The sequence below is a fragment of the Sulfitobacter sp. HI0040 genome, assembly GCF_001634885.1.
GTDB lineage: Bacteria > Pseudomonadota > Alphaproteobacteria > Rhodobacterales > Rhodobacteraceae > Sulfitobacter.
Map to the genome: position 1 here is coordinate 1 of NZ_LWEX01000064.1, position 4,666 is coordinate 4,666.

The window sequence follows — 4,666 nt, forward strand, 5'->3', positions numbered from 1 at the left end:
GCAGCTTCACATGGACGCTGCTCGATGCCGACGATCTGGCAGAGCCCCTGCCCCAGCCCAGTGACGAGGAACTGCGCGCCTATTACGAAGAAAATCAGGACGCCTTCATGCTGCCGGTGACCAAGCAGATCACCTATGCGCTGCTGTCGCCCGATGCCCTGCTTGAGGAAGTGGAAGTCCCCGAAGAGGAATTGCGTGCAGAATACGAAGCACGCGAGGCGCAGTTCAACCAGCCCGAACGTCGGTTGGTGGAGCGGCTCGTCTTTGCGGATCAGGATGCCGCAGACCGCGCCACCGCGGCGCTGGAAGTGTCCGGCACCACCTTCGAGCAACTCGTGGAAGAGCGCGGGTTGCAGCTGGCTGACGTGGATCTGGGCGACGTGAGCCTGCAGGATCTTGCCGCCGCGGGCGAGCAGGTCTTTGCCGCGGAGGCGGGCGATGTCGTCGGCCCGATCACCACGCCGCTGGGGCCCGCCCTTTTCCGGGTGAACGGCGTTCTTCCCGCCCAGAACACCTCTTTCGAGGATGCCGAACCGGCGCTACGGGCCGAGCTTGCCTCCGCCCGGGCGGTCCGGGCCGTGGAAAGCCGGGCGCAGGAACTGGATGACCAGCTGGCGGGCGGCATCTCGCTCGAAGAACTGGCCGAGAACACAGAGATGGAACTGGGTCAGATCGACTGGACCGAAGACAGCAGCGGCGGCATCGCCGCCTATGCCGGATTCCGTCAGGAGGCCGCGGCACAGGCCGAGGGTGATTTCCCCCGTATCCTGCAACTGGATGATGGCGGCATCTATGCCATGCGCGTCGATGCCACCCTGCCCGAGCGCCCCGAACCCTTCGAGGATGCCCGCGCGGCTGTTACCGCCGCGCTGCGTGACGCCCGCACCAGCGAGGCCCTGATGGCCCAAGCCGAGGCGCTGCTGCCCGAGCTGGGCGAAGAAGGCGCCTTTGCGGCGGCCGGATTCGATGCGGTCTCCGAGGTCGACCAGACCCGGTCGGCCTTTATCGAAGGCACGCCCGAGGACTTCATGGAACGTGTCTTCACGCTCGAACCCGGTGAGGTCGTCGCGATGGAAGGCGACGGTGGTACCGTCGTCCTGCTGCGGCTGGACGCGATCACGCCCGCCGCTGAAGGCGAGGCCGACACCGCGCTGGTGGAGCGCATCGGCGAGCAGCTCGATCAGGCGCTGGCGGATGACATCTTTGCCGTCTATGCCTCCGAGGTGATGCAACGGGCCCGTGCGCAGATCGACCAGCAGGCGATCAACGCCGTACATGTGAATTTCCCGTAAGGTACGCAGATGGCCCTGACCCCGGAGTTCGACGCCTTCGCCGAGGCTTATTCGGCAGGTCGGAACCAGATCGTCTATACCCGTCTTGCCGCCGATCTCGACACGCCCGTGTCGCTCATGCTCAAGCTCTCGGGCGGGGCCGAGAATGCCTTCGTGCTGGAATCCGTTACCGGGGGCGAGGTGCGCGGGCGCTATTCGATCATCGGGATGAAGCCTGACCTGATCTGGCGCTGCCGGGGGACCGGATCCGCGGTGAACCGGATGGCCCGCTACGATGCGGACGCTTTCGAAGAGATGGACGCGCCGCCGCTCGATGCGCTGCGCAGCCTGATCGCGGAATCGCGGATCGATCTGCCCGAGGATCTACCGCAGGCCGCGGCGGGTCTTTTCGGCTATCTTGGCTATGACATGATCCGGCTGGTGGAACATCTGCCCGATGTGAACCCCGACCCGATGGGCCTGCCGGATGCCGTGATGCTGCGCCCCTCGGTCATTGCCGTGCTGGATGGCGTGAAGGGTGAGGTGACCATCGTCTCCCCCGCCTGGGTATCGGACGGCCATTCCGCCCGCGCCGCCTATGCGCAGGCCGCCGAACGGGTGATGGACGCCGTGCGCGATCTGGAACGCGCCCTGCCCGGCACCTCGCGCGAGATGGGCGATGCGGCGGAGGCCCCCGAACCCGTCAGCAACTTCACCCGCGATGGTTACAAGGCAGCGGTGGAAAAGGCGCGCGATTACATCGTGGCGGGCGACATCTTTCAGGTCGTGCCCAGCCAACGCTGGGCGCAGGAATTCCGCCAGCCGCCCTTCGCGCTCTACCGTTCGCTGCGGCGGACGAACCCTTCGCCCTTCATGTTCTATTTCAACTTCGGCGGCTTCCACGTGGTCGGCGCATCGCCCGAGATCCTTGTGCGCGTCTTCGGGAACGAGGTCACCATCCGCCCCATCGCCGGGACCCGCCCCCGGGGTGCCACGCCGGAGGAGGACCGCGCGCTCGAAGCCGATCTGATGGCCGATGAAAAGGAATTGGCCGAACATCTCATGCTGCTGGATCTGGGTCGCAATGACGTGGGCCGGGTGGCAAAGATTGGCACCGTGCGCCCCACCGAGGAGTTCATCGTCGAACGCTACAGCCACGTGATGCACATCGTCTCCAACGTGGTGGGGGAGCTGGACCCGGGGCGCGACGCGCTTGACGCCTTCTTTGCGGGCATGCCCGCCGGCACGGTTTCGGGCGCCCCGAAGGTGCGCGCGATGGAGATCATCGACGAGCTGGAGCCCGAAAAGCGCGGGGTCTACGGCGGGGGTGTGGGCTATTTCAGCGCGGGCGGCGACATGGACATGTGCATCGCCCTGCGCACCGCCGTCATCAAGGATGAAACGCTTTATATCCAGGCCGGGGGCGGCGTGGTCTACGACAGCGACCCCGAAGCCGAGTATATGGAGACGGTGCATAAATCCAATGCCATCCGCCGGGCCGCCGCGGATGCGGCGCGCTTCGGAAAAGGGGGCAATGGCTGACAGTGGCGCGCAAACCCTTCGAAATCGCGGGGCATGTCGTCGCGCCGGGTGACAGCGTGGAGATCGATCTGCCGGTTTCCATCCTGCCCGACCACACGCCGGTGCATCTTTCGGTAGAGGTCTTTCACGGCAAGCGGCCCGGTCCCACCATGTTCGTAAGCGCGGCGGTTCACGGCGACGAGGTGATCGGCGTCGAGATCGTGCGCCGGCTGCTGCGCGCGCCGCAGCTCAAGTCCCTGCGTGGCACGCTGCTGGTGGTGCCGGTGGTGAATTCTTTCGGCTTCCTGAACCGCTCTCGCTACCTGCCGGACAGGCGTGACCTCAACCGTTGTTTCCCCGGCTCGCCCTCGGGCTCGCTCGGCTCGCGGCTGGCTTTCATCTTCATGCAGGAAGTCGTGCTGCGCTGCGATTTCGGAATCGACCTGCATTCGGCGGCGATCCACCGGACGAACCTGCCGCAGGTACGGGTCTCGCCCTCGGACAAGCTGACGAACCGCATGGCGATGGATTTCGGCGCGCCTGTCGTGCTCACCTCGCCCCTGCGGGACGGTTCGCTGCGGGCCGTCGCGGCGAAGCTCGGCACGCCGATCCTGCTCTATGAGGCGGGCGAAGGTCTGCGGTTTGACGAAATGGCGGTGCGGGCGGGCCTCGCCGGGATCCTGCGGGTGATGCGCGGGCAGGACATGCTGCCCGCCAAGGGCATTTCGACCGCCCGGGTCAGCCCCTATGTCTGCACCTCATCGATCTGGTTGCGGGCCCCGGCAGGCGGGCTGCTGCGCACCTTCCGGGCCGAGGGCGAAACGGTCGCCGAGGGCGATCTGCTGGCCAGCGTCTCCGACCCCTTCGGCAATGTGGAGACCGATTTGCGCGCCCCCGAAGCAGGCATCCTGATCGGGCGCGCCATCCTGCCGGTGGTGAACGAGGGCGATGCGATCTTTCACCTTGCCCGGCTGGAGCCGAAGGTCGCGAACACGACCGTGGGCCATCTGACCACCCAGCTCGAGACCGATCCCCTTTTCGACGAGGATGAGATCATCTGAGCCCCCGGGGCGGTCCGCCGCCCGTCGCGCCACTTACGGTTCCTGCAAGAGCACGGCGGAGACCGGGGCCAGCGATACCTTGCTGGCCCGGTCCTGAAGCCCCCAGAGCAGCAATGCGGATATCGTATCGGGGCGCAGCCTTCCCAGCATGATCACCCCGCCTTCCTGCCGCGCCTTGAAGGCGGCCCCGTCGAGAAACCGGCGGATCACGGTCGGGGTCTGATCCTTCGAATCGAAATCGCGGAAGATCGGGTACGCGGGCACCCCCTGCTTACGCGCGAGCTTGGGCATCGTGTTCAGGCCGCGGTCCTGCGTCACCAGCCCGTGGCCGGTATCGGCAAGGATTTGCGATACCTGGTCGGAGGTTTCGCGGCTGCCCTGAAACCCGCCTTCGGTGCCTTCCAGCACGCCGACCGCTTCGGGAACCCGCGTCAGCGCGGTGGCAAAGGTCGTCTCCGCATCGCGTGCGTCCGCCCCTTCGGGCAGGTCGACCATGGCCAGCACCTCGAAGCCTTCGTCGCGGAAGGCGCGCATCCGCTCTTCGGCATCCTCCAGCGTGGCGTCCACGGCGAAGGTCACTGGATAGGGAAAGCTGCGCAGCGCCGCCAGACCGGCTTCGCCGCCGGTCAGGGATTGGCCGTCGTCGATCAGCACGATGGACATCAGCGGCTTGTCCGGCTCCGGTTCGAAGTCGACAGCATAGCGGGTGATGGGGCGCGGATCTGCCGCTGCCTCGGACGGTGCGGTTTCAGTCTCGGCGGGCACTGCATCGGGTGCGGCCTCGCTCCCCTCCCGCTCCACCAGTGAAGTCGC

The 4,666-nt window shown here is 66.6% G+C and carries 4 protein-coding genes; 3 read left to right on the forward strand and 1 reads right to left on the reverse strand.

Features of this window, described 5'->3' with window-relative positions; translation table 11 throughout:
- The 3 genes from A3728_RS05530 to A3728_RS05540 form a co-directional block, all read left to right on the forward strand.
- Positions 1 to 1,292, forward strand: a 1,292-nt coding sequence (locus A3728_RS05530) for a peptidylprolyl isomerase (RefSeq protein ID WP_067921001.1), incomplete at its 5' end; no start/stop codon positions are given.
- 9 nt (positions 1,293 to 1,301) lie between these two features.
- Complete coding sequence (trpE, locus tag A3728_RS05535; protein ID WP_067921003.1) at positions 1,302 to 2,813, forward strand: anthranilate synthase component I; 1,512 nt, start codon at positions 1,302 to 1,304, stop codon at positions 2,811 to 2,813.
- A 2-nt stretch (positions 2,814 to 2,815) separates the two neighbouring features.
- Positions 2,816 to 3,853, forward strand: coding sequence for a succinylglutamate desuccinylase/aspartoacylase family protein (locus A3728_RS05540; RefSeq protein ID WP_067921004.1), 1,038 nt, complete (start codon positions 2,816 to 2,818; stop codon positions 3,851 to 3,853).
- Between the two features lie 33 nt (positions 3,854 to 3,886).
- Here the strand turns inward: A3728_RS05540 and A3728_RS05545 are convergent.
- The coding region (locus tag A3728_RS05545; protein ID WP_150120660.1) for a divergent polysaccharide deacetylase family protein at positions 3,887 to 4,666 on the reverse strand (780 nt) is incomplete at its 5' end.